The sequence below is a fragment of the Streptomyces sp. NBC_00503 genome (assembly GCF_036346895.1).
Classification (GTDB): Bacteria; Actinomycetota; Actinomycetes; order Streptomycetales; family Streptomycetaceae; genus Streptomyces.
On record NZ_CP107855.1, the window covers coordinates 1,719,807 to 1,738,039 of the forward strand.

The 18,233-nt window shown below is 73.3% G+C and carries 21 protein-coding genes; 13 read left to right on the forward strand and 8 right to left on the reverse strand.

Annotation, left to right across the window (positions count from 1 at the left end):
* Positions 1-30 precede the first annotated feature (30 nt).
* The 6 genes from OG490_RS08055 to OG490_RS08080 all read left to right on the forward strand — a co-directional run bounded on the left by OG490_RS08055 (position 31) and on the right by OG490_RS08080 (position 4,976).
* Entirely contained in the window at positions 31-315 is a 285-nt protein-coding gene (locus tag OG490_RS08055) for a DUF202 domain-containing protein (RefSeq protein ID WP_330300824.1), read from the forward strand.
* Positions 316-430: 115 nt separating this feature from the next.
* Complete coding sequence (locus OG490_RS08060) at positions 431-733, forward strand: hypothetical protein (RefSeq protein WP_330295592.1); 303 nt, start codon at positions 431-433, stop codon at positions 731-733.
* A 160-nt stretch (positions 734-893) separates the two neighbouring features.
* Positions 894-1,805 carry an MBL fold metallo-hydrolase gene (locus OG490_RS08065; RefSeq protein WP_330295593.1) on the forward strand — a complete coding sequence of 304 codons (912 nt, stop codon included), beginning with the start codon at positions 894-896 and terminating at the stop codon, positions 1,803-1,805.
* A gap of 177 nt (positions 1,806-1,982) precedes the next feature.
* Positions 1,983-3,026: a phosphotransferase family protein gene (locus tag OG490_RS08070; protein WP_330295594.1), complete on the forward strand. Its 1,044-nt coding sequence runs from the start codon at positions 1,983-1,985 to the stop codon at positions 3,024-3,026.
* A 10-nt stretch (positions 3,027-3,036) separates the two neighbouring features.
* The gene (locus OG490_RS08075) at positions 3,037-4,257 is read left to right on the forward strand and encodes an acyl-CoA dehydrogenase family protein (RefSeq protein WP_330295595.1); all 1,221 of its coding nucleotides are present in this window, start codon (positions 3,037-3,039) and stop codon (positions 4,255-4,257) included.
* 83 nt (positions 4,258-4,340) lie between these two features.
* Complete coding sequence (locus OG490_RS08080) at positions 4,341-4,976, forward strand: acetate uptake transporter (RefSeq protein ID WP_330295596.1); 636 nt, start codon at positions 4,341-4,343, stop codon at positions 4,974-4,976.
* Positions 4,977-4,988: 12 nt separating this feature from the next.
* On the opposite strand, the gene OG490_RS08085 is transcribed toward OG490_RS08080, so the two are convergent.
* Complete coding sequence (locus tag OG490_RS08085; protein WP_330295597.1) at positions 4,989-5,384, reverse strand: MerR family transcriptional regulator; 396 nt, start codon at positions 5,382-5,384, stop codon at positions 4,989-4,991.
* A gap of 92 nt (positions 5,385-5,476) precedes the next feature.
* Between OG490_RS08085 and OG490_RS08090 the strand changes: the two genes are divergently transcribed.
* The gene (locus OG490_RS08090) at positions 5,477-6,613 is read left to right on the forward strand and encodes an alkene reductase (protein WP_330295598.1); all 1,137 of its coding nucleotides are present in this window, start codon (positions 5,477-5,479) and stop codon (positions 6,611-6,613) included.
* Between the two features lie 7 nt (positions 6,614-6,620).
* Here OG490_RS08090 and OG490_RS08095 read toward each other — a convergent pair whose 3' ends face one another.
* The 3 genes from OG490_RS08095 to OG490_RS08105 are packed head-to-tail and all read right to left on the reverse strand — an operon-like array spanning position 6,621 to position 9,742.
* On the reverse strand, positions 6,621-7,229 hold the full coding sequence (locus tag OG490_RS08095) for a TetR/AcrR family transcriptional regulator (protein ID WP_330295599.1): 609 nt from the start codon (positions 7,227-7,229) through the stop codon (positions 6,621-6,623).
* 51 nt (positions 7,230-7,280) lie between these two features.
* The gene (locus tag OG490_RS08100) at positions 7,281-8,972 is read right to left on the reverse strand and encodes a class I adenylate-forming enzyme family protein (RefSeq protein ID WP_330295600.1); all 1,692 of its coding nucleotides are present in this window, start codon (positions 8,970-8,972) and stop codon (positions 7,281-7,283) included.
* Positions 8,969-9,742 carry an SDR family oxidoreductase gene (locus OG490_RS08105; protein WP_443065768.1) on the reverse strand — a complete coding sequence of 258 codons (774 nt, stop codon included), beginning with the start codon at positions 9,740-9,742 and terminating at the stop codon, positions 8,969-8,971. Before OG490_RS08105 ends, OG490_RS08100 begins: the two co-directional genes overlap by 4 nt.
* 112 nt (positions 9,743-9,854) lie before the next feature.
* Between OG490_RS08105 and OG490_RS08110 the strand changes: the two genes are divergently transcribed.
* The 4 genes from OG490_RS08110 to OG490_RS08125 all read left to right on the forward strand — a co-directional run bounded on the left by OG490_RS08110 (position 9,855) and on the right by OG490_RS08125 (position 14,142).
* Entirely contained in the window at positions 9,855-11,132 is a 1,278-nt protein-coding gene (locus OG490_RS08110; RefSeq protein ID WP_330295601.1) for an exo-beta-N-acetylmuramidase NamZ family protein, read from the forward strand.
* Between the two features lie 71 nt (positions 11,133-11,203).
* Positions 11,204-12,574 (forward strand): serine-threonine protein kinase, encoded by a 1,371-nt coding sequence (locus OG490_RS08115; RefSeq protein ID WP_330295602.1) that lies wholly within the window; start codon positions 11,204-11,206, stop codon positions 12,572-12,574.
* A 144-nt stretch (positions 12,575-12,718) separates the two neighbouring features.
* Positions 12,719-13,324: a hypothetical protein gene (locus tag OG490_RS08120; protein WP_330295603.1), complete on the forward strand. Its 606-nt coding sequence runs from the start codon at positions 12,719-12,721 to the stop codon at positions 13,322-13,324.
* Complete coding sequence (locus tag OG490_RS08125; protein WP_330295604.1) at positions 13,321-14,142, forward strand: 3-keto-5-aminohexanoate cleavage protein; 822 nt, start codon at positions 13,321-13,323, stop codon at positions 14,140-14,142. Before OG490_RS08120 ends, OG490_RS08125 begins: the two co-directional genes overlap by 4 nt.
* Here the strand turns inward: OG490_RS08125 and soxR are convergent.
* Positions 14,139-14,582 (reverse strand): redox-sensitive transcriptional activator SoxR, encoded by a 444-nt coding sequence (soxR, locus tag OG490_RS08130; protein WP_330295605.1) that lies wholly within the window; start codon positions 14,580-14,582, stop codon positions 14,139-14,141. The genes OG490_RS08125 and soxR overlap by 4 nt on opposite strands.
* A gap of 120 nt (positions 14,583-14,702) precedes the next feature.
* Between soxR and OG490_RS08135 the strand changes: the two genes are divergently transcribed.
* Entirely contained in the window at positions 14,703-15,164 is a 462-nt protein-coding gene (locus OG490_RS08135) for a MaoC family dehydratase (protein ID WP_330295606.1), read from the forward strand.
* On the opposite strand, the gene OG490_RS08140 is transcribed toward OG490_RS08135, so the two are convergent.
* The 3 genes from OG490_RS08140 to OG490_RS08150 all read right to left on the reverse strand — a co-directional run bounded on the left by OG490_RS08140 (position 15,155) and on the right by OG490_RS08150 (position 17,460).
* Positions 15,155-15,817, reverse strand: coding sequence for a TetR/AcrR family transcriptional regulator (locus tag OG490_RS08140; RefSeq protein WP_330295607.1), 663 nt, complete (start codon positions 15,815-15,817; stop codon positions 15,155-15,157). The two genes, OG490_RS08135 and OG490_RS08140, sit on opposite strands and share 10 nt — an antisense overlap.
* 122 nt (positions 15,818-15,939) lie before the next feature.
* Positions 15,940-16,227 carry a YiaA/YiaB family inner membrane protein gene (locus OG490_RS08145; RefSeq protein ID WP_330295608.1) on the reverse strand — a complete coding sequence of 96 codons (288 nt, stop codon included), beginning with the start codon at positions 16,225-16,227 and terminating at the stop codon, positions 15,940-15,942.
* 81 nt (positions 16,228-16,308) lie between these two features.
* The gene (locus OG490_RS08150; RefSeq protein ID WP_330295609.1) at positions 16,309-17,460 is read right to left on the reverse strand and encodes an acyl-CoA dehydrogenase family protein; all 1,152 of its coding nucleotides are present in this window, start codon (positions 17,458-17,460) and stop codon (positions 16,309-16,311) included.
* A gap of 105 nt (positions 17,461-17,565) precedes the next feature.
* Between OG490_RS08150 and OG490_RS08155 the strand changes: the two genes are divergently transcribed.
* Positions 17,566-18,213 carry a TetR/AcrR family transcriptional regulator gene (locus OG490_RS08155; RefSeq protein WP_330295610.1) on the forward strand — a complete coding sequence of 216 codons (648 nt, stop codon included), beginning with the start codon at positions 17,566-17,568 and terminating at the stop codon, positions 18,211-18,213.
* Positions 18,214-18,233 lie beyond the last annotated feature (20 nt).

The window sequence follows — 18,233 nt, forward strand, 5'->3', positions numbered from 1 at the left end:
GGCGACGGTCCCGGCGGCCGGGACGCGGGGCTGCAGCCGGAGCGGACCCGGCTCGCGTGGCGGCGTACGACGCTCTCGTGCGCGGTGGCGGCCGTACTGGCGCTGCGCCAGGCCGTGCACAAGAACGGCTCCCCGGTGGAACTGGCCGGGGTGGCGGTGATCGCGCTGGTCATGCTGGCCTTTCTGGGGGTGGCGCACCGGCGGATGCGGGAGCTGGCGGCGGCCCGGCCGACCGGGATGAGTCCGGGTGCGGCGCTCGCGGCGACGGCGTGCACGGTGGCGCTCGCCGTCTTCGCGATGGCGGTCGTCATCTGAGCCGAAGAACCGGATGACCGAAGAGCCGAAGGCCCGATGGTCCGCCTTTCGCGCCACTCCGGCGCGCAGCGGACACAACGGGCGATCCGGGCCGCTCGGCACTAGCGTCGGCGCCATGACGACCCTGCACCGAGAGCACCCCACGGACGAGCACACCCACGCGCACGGCCCCGACTGCGGCCACACGGAGGTCGAGCACGGCGACCACGTCGACTACGCGCACGACGGCCATCTGCACCGCGAGCACTCCGGCCACTGGGACGAATGCGAACCGGCCACGCACACCGAACACGGCGGGCACGAGCACGCGCACGGCTCGGACTGCGGGCACGCTTCCGTCCCGCACGGCGACCACGTCGACTACCTGCACGACGGACACCGGCACGCCGCGCACGACGGACACTACGACGATCACTGACGGCCGCTGACGGGCTCTGACCGGCGCTGACGGCCTCCGGGGACTCCCGGCGGCCTCCCGGCGGTCCCCTTGTCCACAGGCCGAACCCCCGCCCTCCCCCCGTGCCGCCGCGACTGGCAGGATGCCGACAGCCCGTCACAGCGACCCGGGGAGAGCGCAGATGCCCGTAGAAGAGCCGTACCTCGTCCAGCCGGCGGACGGGGTGTACGCCTACGTGCAGCCCGACGGGGGCTGGTGCCTCAACAACGCGGGCTTCGTGACCGGAGGCGGCCGGACCCTGCTGGTCGACACGGCCGCCACCGAGCGGCGGGCGCTGGCGCTGCGCGCCGCGGTGGAGGCCGCCGGTGCACCCCTCCCCCGCACGGTGGTCAACACCCACCACCACGGCGACCACACCTACGGCAACGGCGTGTTCGCCCCCGAGGCGCTGATCCTGGGGCACGACAACGCGCGGTCCGAGCAGCTCGCCGCCGGGCACCAGCTGGAGATGATCTGGCCGGCGACCGACTTCGGCGCGATAGACATCACCGCCCCCGACCTGACGTACAGCGACCGCATGACGCTGCACGTCGGCGAGACCGAGGTCCAGGTGATCCACCCCGGCGTCGCCCACACCACCGGCGACTCGGTCGTGTGGCTGCCCCGGCAGCGGATCGTGTTCACCGGGGACCTGGTCTTCGCGCAGGGCACGCCGTTCCTGGCGATGGGTTCCCTGGCCGGGTCCCTGCGGGCCCTGGAGCTGCTGCGCTCGCTGGGGGCGGAGACGGTCGTACCCGGGCACGGGCCGCTGACGGATCCCGATGCCTACGAGGCCACCGAGCGCTATCTGCGGTACGTGGCCGAGCTGGCCCTGGAGAGCCGCGCGAAGGGGCAGAGCCCGCTGGAGGCGGCCCGGCAGGCCGATCTCGGCGAGTTCGCGGCCTGGCGGGAGAGCGAGCGGCTGGTGGCGAACCTGCACCGTGCGTACGCGGAGCTGGCCGGTGAACCCGAGGGGGCGGCGCTGGACATCCTGACGGTGCTGCGGGACATGACGGTGATGAACGGCGGGACGCCGATCCTCTGCCACGCCTGACGCACGGCGGGCCCGAGCGCCGGCGGGCCCGCTTTCCCCGGCGGGCCCGGTCAGGCCCGCTTTTTCCGGCGACCGGCGGGGTGTTCCTCGGCTCACCCACTGGACGGCATACCGACTGGTCGGCATGATGGGTCGCGTTCGTTCCGTCGTCGTCAACTCCGTACGGAGGTGCGCACCATGACCTCAGCTCCGGGACCTTCCCCGTCCCACCCGCGAGGCCTCGATCTGGAGCAGCTGCGCGGTCATCTCGACCGGGTGCGGCCGGGGCTCGTGGCCGGGCCGCTGACCGGCCGGCTGATCGAGGGCGGCCGCTCGAACCTGACCTACGAGGTCGGCGACGGGACCTCCCGCTGGGTGGTGCGCCGGCCGCCGCTGGGGCACGTGCTGGCCACCGCGCACGACATGCGGCGCGAGCACCGGGTCATCGAGGCGCTGCACGGCACGGCGGTGCCGGTGCCGGAGCCGCTGCTGCTGTGCGAGGACGAGGCCGTGCTGGGCGCGCAGTTCTACGTCATGGAGTTCGTGGACGGGGTGCCGTTCCGGACGGCCGGCCAGCTGGCCGCGCTCGGCCCCGAGCGGACCCGGCGGGCGGTACTGGGCCTCGTGGACACCCTGGTCGACCTGCACGCGGTGGACCCGGAGGCGGTGGGGCTGGGCGACTTCGGCCGTCCCGAGGGCTTCCTGGACCGCCAGCTGCGCCGCTGGGGCAAGCAGCTCGCGGCCTCCCGGGGGCGTGAGCTGGCGGGGATCGACGAACTGCACGGCGCGCTCGGCCGCGCCCTGCCCGACTCCCCCGCCCCGACCGTCGTGCACGGGGACTTCCGGCTGGACAACGTGCTCATCGGCGGTCCGGACGACACGATCCGGGCGGTGCTGGACTGGGAGATGTCCACGCTCGGCGATCCGCTGACCGACCTCGGGCTGCTGGTGATGTACAGCTCCGACCTGGGGCTGACCGAGTCCCCGGTGAGCACGACCAGCGGCGCCCCTGGCCATCCGGCGCCCGCCGAGCTGATCGAGCGATACGCGGCCCGTTCGGGCCGGGACACCTCGGAGATCGCCTGGTACACGGCCTTCGCCTGGTTCAAGCTCGCGGTGATCCTCGAGGGGATCCACTACCGCTTCACGCTCGGGCAGACCGTCGGCGCGGGCTTCGACCGGATCGGCGAGCTGGTCCCGGTCTTCATCGAGCACGGTCTGACCACCCTCCAGGAAGGCTGAGGAGCCCACGATGGATTTCGCATTCGACGCCCGGACCGAGGAACTCCGCGAGCGGCTGCTCGCGTTCATGGAGGAGTACGTCTACCCGGCGGAACCCGTCGCCGCCGAGCAGCGCGCACGGCTGGCCTCGCCCTGGGACACCCCGGCCGTGTTCGGTGAACTGAAGGCCGAGGCGCGCCGTCAGGGGCTGTGGAACCTGTTCCTTCCCCACTCGGAGCACGGCGCCGGGCTGACCAACCTCCAGTACGCCCCGCTCGCCGAGATCACCGGCCGCAGCCCGCACTTGGCGCCGATGGCGACGAACTGCGCGGCTCCGGACACCGGGAACATGGAGCTGCTGGCGCAGTTCGGGAACGAGGCGCAGCGCAAGCAGTGGTTGGAGCCGCTGCTGGCCGGTGAGATCCGGTCGGCCTTCGCGATGACCGAGCCCGAGGTGGCCTCCTCGGACGCGACGAACATCGAGACGCGGATCGAGCGCTCCGCGGACGGCGCCGAGTACGTGGTCACCGGCCGCAAGTGGTTCATCTCCGGCGCCATGAACCCGGACTGCAAGATCTTCATCGTGATGGGCAAGACCGACCCGGACGGGTCCGACCCGCGCCGCCAGCAGTCGATGATCCTGGTCCCCCGGGACACCCCGGGGGTCGAGGTCCGGCGCGCGATGACGGTGTACGGGTACGAGGACCACGACCACGGCGGTCACGCCGAGGTGGTCTTCGACGGGGCCCGGGTCCCGGCGGCGAACCTGATCGGCGAGGAGGGCGGCGGCTTCGCCATCGCCCAGGCCCGGCTCGGTCCGGGCCGGATCCACCACTGCATGCGGCTCATCGGGATGGCGGAGCGGGCCATCGAGCTGATGTGCCGGCGCGCGATCGGACGTACCGCCTTCGGCAAGGAGCTGGCCGCGCAGGGCGTCGTACAGAACTGGATCGCGGACGCCCGGGTCACCGTGGAGCAGCTGCGGCTGCTGGTGCTGAAGACGGCCTGGCTGATGGACACGGCCGGGAACCGGGGTGCGCACACCGAGATCCAGGCCATCAAGATCGCGACTCCGCGGGCGGTCGTCGGCATCCTCGACCAGGCGGTGCAACTGCACGGTGCGGGCGGGGTCAGCCAGGACTTCCCGCTGGCGGAGCTGTGGGCGGCGGCGCGGACGCTGCGCCTGGCGGACGGCCCGGACGAGGTGCACCAGCGTTCGCTCGCGCACCGGGAGCTCAAGCGGTATCGCTGACCTGCACCGATCCCCGATTGGTCCAGACCACTAGAAAGGTCCGATATATTCGGTATACACCCAAACCGAAAGTGGACACCGTCATGCCCAGCTCCACCCTGACCCCGGCGCCGGCGGCCCCGGCCGTCGTCGCCCCCGCACCCGCGTCCGCGGCTCCGGCGGTCAAGGTCGCCAACCCCGGCCCGCTCGGGCTGGCGGCGTTCGCCCTCACCACCTTCGTGCTCAGCCTCTTCAACTCGGGCCTGATCTCGAACGCCGCGCTCAGCGCCGTCGTGCTGCCGCTGGCGCTGTTCTACGGCGGCCTCGCGCAGTTCGCCGCGGGCCTGCTGGAGTTCCGCCGCGGCAACACCTTCGGGACCACGGCGTTCGTCTCGTACGGCGCGTTCTGGATGTCCTTCGCGGCCTACGTGAAGTTCGTCGTCCCGACGCTGCCCGCCGACCAGGCGCACGTGGCGACCGGCTGGTTCCTCGTGGGCTGGTTCATCTTCACCGCGTACATGTCGATCGCCGCGATGAAGCTGGACGTCGCGCACCGCGTGCTGTTCGTCTCGCTGGCGCTGACCTTCCTCTTCCTCGCCCTCGGCGACCTGGCCCAGAGCACCGCGCTCGGCCACACCGGCGGGTTCCTCGGCCTGTTCACGGCGGGCGTCGCCTGGTACATCTCCTTCGCCGTGGTGGCCAAGGAGACCTGGGGGCGCGACGTGGCCCCGCTCGGCTAGGGCCGCTGTCGGCTAGGGCCTTTCGACGGCCGCGGCCAGCGGCTCGATGGTGCGACCCGCCGCCGTGTCGATGACCTCGTCCAGTACCTCGCGGGACCGGATCAGATCGGCGATCAGCCGGTCGATCCGGTCCCGTTCCGTCTTCAGCTCGGCGACGAGCAGCGGGGTGGCCCGTACGTTCGGCCCGCCGTCCGCGTCGCGCATGCACGGCAGGATCTGCGCGATCTTCGTGCTGTGCAGGCCCGCCGCGTAGAGCTCCTGGATCCGGATGACCCGGTCCACCGCCCGCTCCGCGTAGTCGCGGTGGCCGCCGGGGGTCCGGTCGGAGACCAGCAGCCCCTGCTTCTCGTAGTACCGCAGCGAGCGCTCGCTGACCCCGGTGCGCGCCGCCAGTTCGCCGATCCGCATGCCCCGCCGCCCCCGTCGTCTCCGTCGTTTCCGTCGTTTCCGTCGTTTCCGGACTTGAATCTGACATTGATGTCAGGTTTTAGGTTACGGGCATGACGAACACGCAGCAGGTCCTTCCCGCCGTCTCCCGCCTCTTCGCCCCCGCCACCCTCGGCGGGCTCGAACTCCCCAACCGCCTGGTGATGGCGCCCCTGACCCGCAACCGGGCGGGCGCCGACGGAGTCCCCGGGCAGCTGATGGCCGTGCACTACGCGCAGCGCGCCTCGGCCGGTCTGATCATCGCCGAGGGCACCGCGCCCAGCGCCGTGGGGCAGGCCTACCCGAACATCCCCGGGATCCACACCGCGGACCAGATCGCCGGCTGGCGCCGGGTCACCGACGCGGTGCGGGCGGGCGCCGACGGCCGGGGAGGCGGCGCGGCGATGTTCCTCCAGCTGGAACACGGCGGCCGGGTGGGCCACCCCGACACCAGTGGCCACGTACCGCTCGCGCCGTCCGCCGTACGGCTCCCCGAGCAGCTGCACACCCCCGGCGGGCTGCGGGACGCCGCCGCTCCGCGCGCGATGACGGCCGAGGACATCCGGTCCACCCTCGCCGACTTCCGGGCCGCGGCCCGCAATGCGGTGGAGGCCGGTTTCGCGGGGGTGGAGGTGCACGCCGCCAACGGGTTCCTGCCCCACCAGTTCCTGGCGAAGGGCACCAACCTGCGGACCGACGAGTGGGGCGGCCCGGTGGAGAACCGGATCCGGTTCGCCGTCGAGGTGGTCCGGGCCGTCGCCGGGGCCATCGGCCGGGAGCGGGTCGGCATACGGATCTCGCCCGGAGTCGGCGTCAACGGCATCGAGGAGGGCGACACCGGGGAGATCTATCCGGCGCTGCTGGCGGCCCTGGCGGAGATGGACCCGGCCTATCTCCACATCCTCTACGCCGACCGGGAGCGGGCCCGGTTCCAGGAGCACCGCAAGGCCTGGCCGGGCACGCTGATCGCCAACCAGATGCTCACCCGGGAGCAGTTCGCGGCCGACGGCGGCAAGGGCGTCGCCGAACGGCTCCTGGCCGAGGGCGCCGACCTGGTCTCGCTGGGCCGGGGGTTCCTCGCCAACCCCGACTTCGTGGAGCGGCTGCGCGCGGACGCCCCCCTCAACGAGATCCGCCCCGAGTTCCTGATGCACGTACAGGGGGCGGAGGGGTACAACGACTACCCGGCCCTGGCGACCGCGTCGATATGAGGGATCCCTACGGGCGCAGCGCCCGCAGCAGCAGGTCGGCGAGGTGGTCGGCCAGCTGCTGCGGGGTGAGCGGGCCGTCCTCGCGGTACCAGGTCGACAGGTGGTGGACGGACCCGAAGTGGTAGTCCACCACCAGGTCCGCCGGGGTCGCGGTGGAGAAGACCCCGGAGCGCTGCCCCTCCTCGACCAGCGCCCGGAACCGCTCGTGGTAGCGCCGGCGCTCCGCCCGCACCTGCTTGAACTTCTCCGGGCTCAGCTGGTGCATCGACCGGAAGAAGATCGCCGCGTCGTCGAGGTTCTCGATGGTGGTCACCACCACGTCGGCGGCGGCGGCCCGCAGCCGCTCCTCGACGGGGGCATCGGATTCGGCCACCGCGTCGAGCCGCTGCTGCTGGAGGCGCAGCATGCGCGCGTACACCTCGTGCAGCAGATCGTCCTTGGATCCGAAGTAGTGGTAGAGCGCGCCCTTGGTGACTCCGGCCGCCTCGACGATCTCCTGCACCGAGGTGCGGTCGTAGCCGCGCTCGGCGAACAGCCTGGTCGCGACGGCCAGCAGCCGCTGCGGTACCGGGGCCTCGTGTGCGCCGACGGTCTCCGTCGTGGTCTTGGCGGCCATGGCGCTCGCCTTCCTTTCCTGATCCCTCGGTCGTGCGGCGTGCGGCTGTTTTCAGCCGCGGTCGCGCAGTTCCCGTCGCAGGATCTTGCCACTGGTCGTCTTCGGAAGGACAGGCAGGATCTCCACTTGGCGCGGGTACTTGTACGCGGCGATGCGGGCGGCGCAGTACGCGGACAGTTCCGCCGGGTCGGCCGTGGTCCCGGGGCGCAGGCTCACGTAGGCCTTCACGCTCTCGCCGCGGTAGGGGTCGGGGATGCCGACGACGGCCGCCTCGCGGACGGCGGGGTGGGTGTAGAGCACGTCCTCCACCTCGCGCGGCCAGACCTTGAAACCGGACGCGTTGATCATGTCCTTCTTGCGGTCGACCACGTAGAGCCAGCCGTCCGCGTCCATGAACCCGACGTCTCCGGTGCGCAGTTCACCGTCGGGGAAGGCCTTGGCGGTGTCGTCGGGCAGCCCCCAGTAGCCGGGGACGACCTGGGGACCGCGGACGGCGATCTCCCCGGTTTCGCCGAAGGGGACCTCGGCTCCGCTCCCGTCGAGGATCCGTACGAGGGTGTCGGCGCCGGGCACGCCCACCGAGAGGGTGCCGGAGACGGGGTCGACGGGGGCTTCGAGGTGCGCGGGCACGGAGGCGCAGGGGGCGGTGCACTCGGTGAGGCCGTAGCCGTTGCGCAGGTAGAAGCCGAAGGTGTCGCGGAGGCGTTCGACGAGGGCGGGCGGGAGCGGGGCCCCGCCGGAGGAGATCACCCGGAACGAGGCGAAGTGCTCGGGGGTGACTCCGGGTTGGGCGGCGAGCGCCATGAAGGCGGTGGCCGGTCCCACGGTGTAGGCGGGGCGGTGTTCGAGGAAGGCGTCGAGGACCACGCCGGCGTCGAAGCGGTGGGCGAGGACGAGGGTGCCGGCGTTGGTGAAGCAGGCCGCGAGCTCGCAGACCATGCCGGTGATGTGGAAGAGGGGGGCGAGGGCGAAGTAGCCGGCGCCTTCGGGGAGGGGGTGCCCGGTGACCTGGCGCGTGGCGTTGTGCGTGAGGGCGCCGTGCGGGTTCATGGCGCCCTTGGGGGTGCCGCTGGTGCCGGAGGTGTAGCTGATGAGGGCGGTGTCGGCGGCGGTCAGACCCGGATCCGGCGGTGCGGGGTGGCCGCGCCGGGCCACCTCGGCGAGGTCGGCGGCGTCGGCCGCCTGCTCCGGGCGAGGTCCCGGCGCGAGGACCCGTACGTCGTCACGGGTCTGGAAGTCCAGGTCGGACGCGGTCAGGGTGAGGCGGACGCCGGTGCCGTACGCGGCCTCGCGCAGGTACGCGGGCCAGGCGCGGGCGTCGCACACCAGCGCGGCGGCCCCGGAGTCGCGCAGGATGTGGCCGACCTCGCCGGACTTGTACATCGGGTTGAGCGGGACCACGACCGCGCCGGCCTTCCAGGCGGCCAGGACGGCGAGCACGAAGTGCGGGGTGTTCTGGAGCATGACCGCGACCCGGTCCCCGCGGCCGATGCCCTGCGCGGCGAGGTACCCGGCGAGGGAGTCGGAGAGCGCGTCGGCCTCGGCGTAGTCGAGCCGGCCGTCGAAGTAGGCGAGCGCGGTGCGCCCGGGGGCGCGGGCGACGGCCGCGCGGAAGGCGTGCAGCACGCTGGGCAGGGGTGCGACGGGGGCCCGCTGGACCGGGGTGAGCCGGGCGAGCCAGGGCTTGGCGGCGTAGCGGGAGGGCGGGGTCGTCCGCGGGGATTCCGGGGCGTCCTGGGTCATCGGGCCTCCCATTTGCGCTGGAGGTGGTTCATGGAGCCGAGCCAGCGCTCCGGATCGGTGGCGCGGGCCGCGTAGAAGTCCGCGACCTCGGGGTGCGGGAGGATCAAGAACCGGCCCTTCTCCATGCCGTCGAACAGGGCGTCCGCGACCGCTTCCGGCTCGATCGCGGTCGGCGCGAGGACCAGCTCGCCCGCCGATCCCGCGGCGGTGAGCATGTCGGTCCGGACCCCCTGCGGGCAGATGGCGTGGACCTGGAGCCCGCGGTGGCGGTAGGTCAGCGAGAGCCATTCCGCGAAGGCGAGCGCGCCGTGCTTGGTGACACTGTACGGGGCCGCTCCGATCATGGTCAGCAGCCCGGCGGCCGAGACGGTGGACACGAAGCGGCCGCTCCCGCGCTCCAGCCAGTCGGGCAGCAGCTGCCGGGCGGCGCGGACGTGGGCCATGACGTTGGTGTCCCAGGCCGCCTCCCAGACGGCTTCCTCGGCGAAGGCGTCGCCGCCGGAGGCGAGTCCGGCGTTGGCGCAGTACACGTCCACCGTGCCGCCGAGGGCTTCGCGGGCGGCGGCGACGACGGCTGAGGCGTCGCCGGGGACCGCGAGGGCGCGGGCGCCGATCGCCTCCGCGACGGCGGCGGCCTTGGCGGGGTCGAGGTCGTTGACCACGACCGTGGCTCCCTCGGCGGCGAACCGGTGGGCGAGGGCGGCGCCGATGCCGCCGCCCGCTCCGGTGACGACGACTCGCTGGTCCTGGAACGCGTTCACGCGGATCACCCTTCATGGCCGGCCGCCGGCAGCCACCTCGGGGCCGGCGCACTTCGAAACACCGGCAGACTAACCAGTCGGTATGTCGGGGCGGAAGAGGTCGGCGCCCTAGTTTGGCGCGATGACGCTGTCGCGACGCGGGTTGCTGGGACTGGCCGGGGCTGCGGGAAGCCTGGGCGCCGTGGGGGCCGCCGGGACGGCTGCGGCCGTGGGGGTCGCCGGGGGCGCCGGGAGGGCGCCTGTCCCCGACAGGGTGCGGACCGGCTTCGAGGTTCTCGCCGCCGACGGGTACGCCGCCCTGGCCGGTCAGCGGATCGGGGTGGTCACCAACCCCACCGGGATCACCACGGACGCCCGCCACCTGGTCGACGTACTGCACGCCGACGAACGCGTGCACCTGGTCGCGGTGTTCGGCCCCGAGCACGGCTTCCGCGGTACGGCGCAGGCGGGCGATTCGGAGGGGGCCGGGCGCGATCCGGCGACCGGGCTGCCCGTGTACGACACGTACGACAAGAGCGGCCAGCAGCTCGCGGACGTCTTCACGGCCGCCGGGATCGACACGGTGGTCTTCGACATCCAGGACGTCGGCGCCCGCTTCTACACCTACATCTGGACCCTCTACGACTGCATGCGCGCGGCCGCCCTCGCCGGCAAGGCGGTGGTGGTGCTGGACCGCCCCAACCCGGTCGGCGCCCGGCGGGCGGCCGGACCCGTGCTGCAGCGCCCGTACGCGAGCTTCGTGGGCCGGGAGCCGATCGCGCTCGCGCACGGGATGACGGCGGGCGAGCTGGCCGGGCTCTTCGCGGGCGAGTTCCTGGGCCCGGGAGCCGTCCGGCCGCGGGTGGTGCGGATGACGGGGTGGCGGCGGGAGTCGTTCTTCGACGCGACCGGGCTGCCCTGGGTGCCGCCCAGCCCGAACATGCCGACCCCGGCCACGGCCCTCGCGTACGCAGGCACCTGTCTGTTCGAGGGGACGAACCTGTCCGAGGGGCGCGGCACCACCACCCCCTTCGAGCTGGTCGGCGCGGAGGGCGTCGACCGGCGCTGGGCGCAGGCGGCGAACGCGCTGGAACTGCCGGGCGTGTGGTTCCGGGAGGCGTATTTCACGCCGTCCTTCTCCAAGCACGCGGGGAAGGTCTGCGGCGGGGTCCGGCTGATCGTGCACGACCGGGAGGCCTTCGACCCGGTACGGGCCGGCATCGGGCTGCTCGTCACGGCGAAGCGGACGTGGAGCGGCTTCGCGTGGCGGCCGGACCAGTGGATCGACCGGCTCACGGGCTCCGACCGGGTCCGGCGGATGATCGACGCGGGGGCCGGGGTGGAGGAGGTCGCGGGCGACTGGGCGGCGGGCCTGGCGGGATTCGCGGCGGTGCGGGAGAAGTACCTCCTCTATCCGTGAGCCGGTGCTTCCCGAGGTCTGGCCGGGTGGGCGTCCTCGCAGGATGCTGCGGACAGGCACAGGGACCCGGCGTGGAGGGGGACGTCATGGTGGACATCGGCGGACTGGCGGCACAGACGGCGGGGATCGGAGTCCGCCCGTACCTGGAGCTGACCTTCGACTCCGAGGGCGACGCGGCCGCGGGCGCCCGGGAGGCGCTCTTCGGGATCGAGGCCACGGACCTGCTGGTCTTCGCCCACGGATGGAACTCCGAACGGTCCACCGCGATCCGGCTCTTCGACCGGTTCTACGCTCCCTTCGCGGATCTGGTGGGGAACGGGGTGCGGCTGGGGTACGTGGGGGTCGTGTGGCCCTCGATCCGGTTCGCGGACGAGCCGATCCCCGACTTCGACGCACGGCCCAGTGCGTCGGGCGTGCTCGCGGAGCCGGGCCACGGGGCGGCCCTGGGGCCGGCCACCCGGCAGGCGCTCGGCGCGTTCTGGCCCGGCCGGGCCGCCGAGCTGGACCGGATCTGCGAACTGCTGGAGGAACGGCCGGCGGAGGAGGGCGCGTTCGCCGAGTTCGGGGCGCTGGTCCGGGAGCTGGCCGGGGTGGACGGGGTGGGCGCGGGCGACGACCTGGCGGCGGCCTTCACCCCCCGCGAGGTCCCCGCCTTCCTCACCGAGGACGTGATCCAGGTGTGCCGCAGCTTCACCGAGGCCCTGGTCGAGGCGGGCGCCACGCTCCCCGGGGAGTTCCCCGGCGGCCGCACGGGCGAGGCCTTCTCGGTCGGAGGCGGGATGCGGACGCTGTGGAACGGCGCCAAGGAGGTGCTGCGCCAGGCCACGTACTACCAGATGAAGGCACGGGCCGGGGTGGTCGGCGAGCACGGCCTCGGCCCGGTGCTGGCGGAACTGGCCCGCCGCCGCCCGGCCTTGCGGATCCACCTCATCGGCCACAGCTTCGGCGGCCGGGTGGTGTCCTTCGCCCTGCGCGCGCTGCCGGCCGGGGCGCGCAACGTGAAGTCCCTGACGCTCCTCCAAGGAGCCTTCTCCCACTACGCGTTCGCCGAGAGCCTGCCCCACGACCGGGACCGCGGCGGCGCCCTGCGCGGACTCCAGGGCCGGGTCGACGGCCCGGTGGCCGCCTGCCACTCCCCGTACGACTCGGCCCTCAAGGTGTTCTACCCGCTGGCCTCCCGGATGGCGGGCGATTCGGCCGGTCTCATGGGATTCGACGAGCGGTGGGGCGCCATCGGGCACGACGGGGTCCAGGCGGTGCCGGGCGCACTCCGGCTGACCCTCGACGCCGCCCTGCGCGGCGGCCTCCCGGCGGCGGGCTGCGTCAGCGTCGACGCCGGTTCCGTGGTGCGCAGCGGCGGGGCCCCTTCGGGGGCGCACAGCGACATCTGCCACGAGGAGCTGGCCCGGCTGGTGGTCGTCGCGGGGCGCATGGGGCGCTGAGTTCCGGCCATGTGCCACCCGCACGCCTCGACCGCCCCCGCATGCGCCCACGCCGGGCCGGGCATGTTGGGCAAAACGGCGCGGTGCTCGGCGGGCGCCGCGCTCGGCGCTCGATGCTGGGCGCTCGGCGGAGGTGAAGGTGTGATGGCGGGTTTCCGGAGTCTGGCCCATCAGGTGCGCGATGCGCGCAACGACCGTGCCCTGCGGCGCCATTCGCTGCGCCGCTGCCTGGAGCGGTTCGCCCCCTACGGGCACCGCGCGACCTGGTGGCACCTGTGCGACCGGCACGGGATCGGCCCCGAGGACCGGGCGGCCGACCCGCTGCGGCTGGTGGCGGCGCTGGAGGAATTGGAGGAGGCGCGGGCGGTCTGGCTGGAGTACGAGCGCCAGTTCGCGGAGCGGCGCCGTCGGGAGAAGCACGACGGGCAGCGGCGGCCGGAGTGGGCCTGGGGCGGGAGCGGGGACGCGGTGGTGCGGTGCGCCGATCCGGGGGTCCGGCCGCAGGGGGCGCTGGGCGAGGTGCTGCGGCGGCTGGTGGTGGCGCTGGAGTCGGAGCCGGGCACGGTCTGCCCGGTGTGCGGGGCCCGGGAACTGCACTGGCCGGTGCGGGCGGCGTCCGGCGCCACGGCGTGGGGATGGGACGGCCCGGTGTGCGCGGGCTGCGGAATCGTGGTTCCCAGACCGGCCCTGGCGGACTCCGCCCTGGCCGCCTCGGCTCCGGCCGGCCCCGGCCTGGCGGGCGCGGCGTGAGACCCGCGGGGCAGGGGCCGGGTCCCGAGTGGTCGCGGCCTCCGCTGCTGGTGTCGCTGAACGGCTCCCGGGGGGCCGCCGACGGGGCGGCCGTGCCGGTGTCCCCCGGTGACCTGGTGGAATCGGCGCTGGGGGCGGTGGCCGCGGGGGCCGGGGAGGTACTGGTGCACCCGCGCACCCCGTGCGGCCGGGAGAGCCTCTCCCCCCGGGTGGTGGGACCGCTACTGGAGGCCCTGCGGGACGCGGGGATCGGGTCGGGGTCCGGGGGCGGGAGCGGGGGCGGGTCCGACGGCCTGCGCCCTTCGGCCGGTGTGCCGCTCTGCGTGCTCGCCAGTGTCGCCGCCGAGCCCGATCCGGTGGGGCGGCTGGAGCGGGTGCGGTCGTGGACGGTGCTGCCGGACCGGGCGGTGGTGCGTTTCGCGGAGCCGGGGGCCCGGGAGCTGGCCGAGGCCCTGCTGGAGCGCGGGGTCGCGGTCGACGCGGAGGTCGCGGTGGGCGGGCCGCCGGAGCCGCTGGCCCGGTTCCTGGCCTGGCCGGTACGGGACCGCGCGCGGGTCCGGCTCTGCGCCGAGCCGGCCTTCGCCGACCCGGGCGCGACCCTGGAACTGCTGCGACGGCTGCCGCCCGTGCCGGTGCTGCTGTTCGGGCGGGAGGCGGCCTCCTGGCCCGTGCTGCGGCTGGCCGCGCGCTGCGGTACGGGCGCGCGGACCGGCGTAGGCGATGTGCTGCACCTGCCGGACGGCCGGGCGGCGCGGTCGAATGCGGAGCTGGTCGCGGCGGCGGCGCGGACCCGGCAAGATCCGAAAGAGACGGCCTAGAGCCGGGAGCCGGTGAGGCGTTCGCCGAAGACGTCGTCCGGGTTGGACAGGGCGCAGTTCTCCAGGGAGAGGCAGCCGCAGCCGATGCAGTCGGTCAAATGGTCGCGCAGGCGGCTGAGTTGGCTGATGCGGTGGTCGAGCTCGGTGCGCCAGCTCTCGGAGAGGCGGGCCCAGTCCTCGCGGTTGGGGGTGCGGCCTTCGGGGAGCCGGGCGAGCGCGTCGCGGATGCTGGCGAGGGGGATGCCCACGCGCTGGGCGGCGCGCACGAAGGCCACGCGGCGCAGGGCGTCCCGGGTGTAGCGGCGCTGGTTCCCGGCCGTGCGGCGGCTGGTGATCAGGCCCTTGGTCTCGTAGAAGTGCAGTGCGGAGACGGCCGCGCCGCTGCGGGCGGACAGCTGGCCGACGGTGAGTTCGTGGACTTTTTCGGGAATCTGCGGCACACCGCCGAGGGTAGTCGGCCGGACCGACATCGATCGGTGGACCCGTCGTTGACAGATACATACGGCCCCAGCATGCTGAGCTGCTGAGCAAGCGCTTATTCGTCAGGGAGAGGTACGGGTATGTCCGAACCGAGGATCTTCACGTCCGCCGAGGAGCTGACCGCCGGGATCGGCGAGCCGCTCGGCCCCAGCGGCTGGCTGGAGGTGGACCAGAAGCGGATCGACCTCTTCGCGGACGCCACCGGCGACCACCAGTGGATCCATGTGGACCCGGTGCGGGCGGCGGACGGACCCTTCGGCTCCACCATCGCGCACGGGTACCTCACGCTGTCGCTGCTGCCGAGCCTGGTGCCGCAGATCATGCGGGTCGAGGGCATGAAGATGGGCATCAACTACGGGGTGAACAAGGTCCGTTTCCCGGCGCCGGTACCCGTCGGCTCGCGACTGCGCGCGACCGCGCTGATCACGGAGGTCGTGGAGGCGGGCGGCGGCGTACAGGTGGCGGCGACCGTCACGGTCGAGCGCGAGGGCGCCGACAAGCCGGTGTGCGTGGCGGAGTCGGTCTCCCGCTACTACTTCTGAGCCGTCCGAGCCGCGGGGGCCCCGGGGGCCCCCGGCCGGGCCGCCACCATGCGGAGCACGAGGCCGGAGTAGAGCGCGCCGACCTCGTCGGGCGTGCGGCGGCCCTCCGTGCTGAACCAGCGGGCGACGTCGATGCAGAGCGAGAGCACGGCGAGGGTGGTGCCGGGGACGTCGGGGACGTCGAACTCCCCCGCGGCGACCCCGTCGGAGAGGATGCGGCGGATCGCGGCGTCGCTCCGCCGGCGCAGTGCCACGATTTCGGAGCGGTGCTCCGGACCGAGAGCATCGAGCTCGTACTGGACCACGCGCGCAGTGGTGTGATGGGCCGCGTGCCAGCGCACGAAGGCCCGTACGGCCACGTCGAGTCGCTCGGCGGCGGTCCCCGGCCCGGAGGCGGCGGTGTCCAGGATCTCCAGGGCCTTGTCGTGGCCGATCCGGCTGATCCGGTGGAGCAGCTCTTCCTTGGTCTTGTAGTGGATGTAGAGCGCGGCCGGGCTCATGCCGGCCCGCCCCGCGATGTCGCGGGTGGTGGTGGCGTGGTACCCGCGCTCCGCGAAGGCCTCGACGGCGGCGACGAGCAGCCGCCGCGCGGCGTCGGGGGTGACCTCCGACCACGGCCGGTAGCCGTCGACCGTCTCCTGCACGCCGTCCATCGCCGTCTCACCCTCTTCGCGCTGCCTGTAGTGCCCTCGCCCCGATGGGGAGGGAAGGGACAGCTTACCGGAGGGTGAGCAAGCGCTTAGGCCGTCTCTCGGCCTCCGGCCCCGGGCCGGTGCTACTTCGGGGCGAAGGGGTCGTACTCCGCCATCATCTTCTCCATCCGGGCCTGGTCGACGCGGCTGACGATCTGCGTGACCTCCTGCCGGTCACGGACGACCTTGGCGAGGGTGAAGGCGGAGGTGGTCAGGTACAGGACCGCGATGCCGAGGAAGGCGCGCACCCAGCCGTCGGCGTTCATGTTGTAGATCCCCAGGCCGACGGCGGCGATGGCGATTCCGAAGGAGGCGACGGCCTGACCGTAGTAAGCCCCCGTGCTCTGCTGCTTAACCGGTGTCTCGTTCATGGCTCCAGCCTGGCCCGGTGCGGCCCGCGTCACATCCGCACGCGTACTCACGCACGTACTCATCCCGGCACGGCTCCGGGGTCAGAACGCCGAAACTCCCGTGCGGGCGCGGCCGATCAGCAGCTTCTGGATCTGGCTGGTGCCCTCGTACAGGGTCATCACGCGGGCGTCGCGCAGTAGTTTGCCTGCGGGGTACTCGTCGATGTAGCCGTAACCGCCGTGCACCTGGAGGGCGTTGCTCGCGGCGCGGACGGCGGCCTCGGAGGCGAAGAGCTTGGCCGTGGAGGACTCGGTGGCGAAGGGCTGCCCCCGGTCGATCAGGTCGGCGACCCTCCAGGTCAGCAGCCGGGCCGCGTCCACGTCGACGGAGATGTCGGCGATCAGCTCCTGGACCAGCTGGTGGTGGGCGATGGGCTTGCCGAACTGCTCGCGCTGGGCGGCGTAGGAGACGGCCGCGTCCAGCGCGGCCTGGGCGATGCCTACGCAGCCTGCGGCCACTGACATCCGGCCCTTGGCGAGGGCCGACATGGCCACGGAGAAGCCCTTGCCCTCGGGGCCCAGCATCGCGGAGGCGGGCACCCGGACCCCGTCGAGGGCGAGTTCGGCGGTGGCCTGGCCGCGCAGTCCGAGCTTGCCGTGGATCTCGCGGCGGGTCAGGCCCGGGCTGTCGGCGGGGACGAGGAAGGCGGAGATGCCGCGGTGGCCGGGCTCGTCGTCGGTCCGGGCGAAGAGCAGCACCACGTCGGCCCAGGTGCCGTTGGTGATGAACATCTTGCTGCCGCTGATGAGGTACGAGTCCCCTTCGCGCGTGGCGCGGGTGGTGAGGGCGGCCGCGTCGGAGCCGGTGCCGGGCTCGGTGAGGCCGAAGCAGCCGAGCGCCTCGCCGGCGCACAGCCGGGGCAGCCAGGCCCGCTTCTGCTCCTCGCTCCCCCAGGAGGCGATGGTCTTGGCGACCAGGCCGAGGGAGACGGAGACGATGCCGCGGACGGCGGAGTCGCCGCGGCCGAGTTCCTCGGTGACCAGGACGTAGGAGAGGTGGTCGCCGCCGGAGCCGCCGTACTCCTCGGGGACGGTCAGGCCGAGGAAGCCGACGGAGCCGAGCTTCTTGACGACGGCCCGGTCCACGCTCTCCGCGCGGTCCCACGCGGCGGCGTACGGGGCGATCTCCCGCTCGGTGAACGCGCGGGCGAGATCGCGGACGGCGGACTGCTCCGCGCTGAGTTCCAGATTCACCGGGCACCTCCGGTCGGACTGCGAGGTCGCAGCGTCGGCGCGGGGTCAACCGGGAGGTTAACTAGCACCGGTAGTTTATGGCGGGCAGGCCCTACTATGTGGCGCATGGCCAGACCGCGCAAGCCCCTCCTCAGCAGAGACCGCATCGTCGAGGCGGCGGGTGCGCTGGTGGACGCGGAGGGCCTGGAGGCCGTCTCCACGCGGCGGCTGGCGGCGGCGCTGGGGGTCAGCGGCCCTTCCCTCTACAACCACTTCCGCACCAAGGACGAGATCCTGGACGCGGTCGCGGACGCGGTGAGCGCTCGGGTCGACTTGTCGATGTTCGAGCCCGGGGACGGACGGGAATGGCAGGTCGCGCTGCACGACTGGGCGCACTCGTACCGGGCTGCCCTGTCCGACCATCCGAACATCGTCCCGGTGCTGGCGCGCGGCCCGGGGCGCCGGCCGGCCGGGCTGCGGGTGGCCGACGCCGTCTTCGGCTCCATGACCGCCGCGGGCTGGCCCCCGGCGCAGGCGACCCGGATCGGCGCACTGATGCGGTACTTCATCCTGGGCTCGGCGGTGGCCTCGTTCGCCCGGGGTTTCGTGGACGACCGCACGGCGTACGACCCGGCGGACTACCCGCACCTGGGCCAGGCCCACCTGCTGGCGAAACGGCAGCAGGAAGTGGACGAGGGCGCCTTCGAAACGGGCCTGGCCGCCCTGCTGGACGGCCTGGCCCTCCAGTACGCGGCCTTGGCGCAGACCCCGTAGCTCCGGCGCGCGGGCCGGCC

Coding starts and splice junctions, on each gene's coding strand:
- OG490_RS08060 (WP_330295592.1), top strand. CDS start 431: ATGACGACCCTGCACCGAGAGCACCCCACGGACGAGCACACCCACGCG.
- OG490_RS08065 (WP_330295593.1), top strand. CDS start 894: ATGCCCGTAGAAGAGCCGTACCTCGTCCAGCCGGCGGACGGGGTGTAC.
- OG490_RS08070 (WP_330295594.1), top strand. CDS start 1,983: ATGACCTCAGCTCCGGGACCTTCCCCGTCCCACCCGCGAGGCCTCGAT.
- OG490_RS08075 (WP_330295595.1), top strand. CDS start 3,037: ATGGATTTCGCATTCGACGCCCGGACCGAGGAACTCCGCGAGCGGCTG.
- OG490_RS08080 (WP_330295596.1), top strand. CDS start 4,341: ATGCCCAGCTCCACCCTGACCCCGGCGCCGGCGGCCCCGGCCGTCGTC.
- OG490_RS08085 (WP_330295597.1), bottom strand. CDS start 5,384: ATGCGGATCGGCGAACTGGCGGCGCGCACCGGGGTCAGCGAGCGCTCG.
- OG490_RS08090 (WP_330295598.1), top strand. CDS start 5,477: ATGACGAACACGCAGCAGGTCCTTCCCGCCGTCTCCCGCCTCTTCGCC.
- OG490_RS08095 (WP_330295599.1), bottom strand. CDS start 7,229: ATGGCCGCCAAGACCACGACGGAGACCGTCGGCGCACACGAGGCCCCG.
- OG490_RS08100 (WP_330295600.1), bottom strand. CDS start 8,972: ATGACCCAGGACGCCCCGGAATCCCCGCGGACGACCCCGCCCTCCCGC.
- OG490_RS08110 (WP_330295601.1), top strand. CDS start 9,855: ATGACGCTGTCGCGACGCGGGTTGCTGGGACTGGCCGGGGCTGCGGGA.
- OG490_RS08120 (WP_330295603.1), top strand. CDS start 12,719: ATGGCGGGTTTCCGGAGTCTGGCCCATCAGGTGCGCGATGCGCGCAAC.
- OG490_RS08135 (WP_330295606.1), top strand. CDS start 14,703: ATGTCCGAACCGAGGATCTTCACGTCCGCCGAGGAGCTGACCGCCGGG.
- OG490_RS08140 (WP_330295607.1), bottom strand. CDS start 15,817: ATGGACGGCGTGCAGGAGACGGTCGACGGCTACCGGCCGTGGTCGGAG.
- OG490_RS08145 (WP_330295608.1), bottom strand. CDS start 16,227: ATGAACGAGACACCGGTTAAGCAGCAGAGCACGGGGGCTTACTACGGT.
- OG490_RS08155 (WP_330295610.1), top strand. CDS start 17,566: ATGGCCAGACCGCGCAAGCCCCTCCTCAGCAGAGACCGCATCGTCGAG.